The following is an 861-nucleotide window of genomic DNA, read 5'->3' as shown; positions in this document are numbered from 1 at the left end:
ACATATTATATTGTAAATCATATCGACTAGATTAAAAAATACAATATTCGTGCATTACCTATAGCGTGTTAATTGCTAGTAAATTAAAATACCTCAATGCTGTAATACATTGAATTACACATTCTATTCCAGAGAATACTTGTTAAAAACGAAAATTAAATTAACGGGGGTGACAATGATTAGTGACAAATTTAATCTCGGTAATCTAATGAACAATGCAAAAAAAATTCAAGAAATGATGCAGAAAGCGCAGAAGCAATTATCAAAAATTGAAGTTACTGGTGAAGCAGGTGGTGGTATGGTTCAAGTGACCCTTACAGCTCAACATGAAGTCATCAATTTCATGCTCTCTGACGAACTTCTAAAAGAATCAAAAGAAACTATTGAAGATCTCATCAAAGCCGCTTTAAACGACGCTAATCAAAAAGTTATTAAAATTACTCAAGAAAACTTAATGTTTACCGATAGTGATAACCTCTTTGAGAGCGACGAAGAAAACGAAACATAATTCTGTATCCTTAGTTGCTGAATTTTATCCTATTTGTACCTTATTTTTTGCTATAATCGCCAATTATACTTGTTTTGGATCATTTTTACTTATTGAACTTTTAGCCATCTACTAAATACTGTTTTAAACAGTTGTAGAGCTATAAGGAATAGCAAAAAAAACACACTCCAAAATCCTTTCTCTCTCCCATACCGCCCCAAAAACTAGAACTAATAAAATCAAATATAATTACATGTGTAAGATCTATAACCGCTAAAAAGAGAAGTGGCACTAATAAATTTCCATCTAAAGTGACGATGACAGCATAAACAATCATTAAAGCACTAAAATTTCATGGATATGCTCTATTGTAT

1 protein-coding gene is annotated in these 861 nt (G+C 31.1%); it reads left to right on the top strand.

The window, feature by feature from the left end; genetic code table 11:
* Nucleotides 1-175 precede the first annotated feature (175 nt).
* A complete protein-coding gene (locus tag CLERM_RS00590; protein WP_102156682.1) occupies nucleotides 176-508 on the top strand; it encodes a YbaB/EbfC family nucleoid-associated protein in 333 nt (110 codons plus the stop codon).
* Nucleotides 509-861 lie beyond the last annotated feature (353 nt).

It is taken from the genome of Coxiella-like endosymbiont, assembly GCF_002871095.1.
GTDB lineage: Bacteria > Pseudomonadota > Gammaproteobacteria > Coxiellales > Coxiellaceae > Coxiella.
Note: the sequence above shows the minus strand (reverse complement) of the source record. Positions and strands in the feature narration are given on the sequence as shown.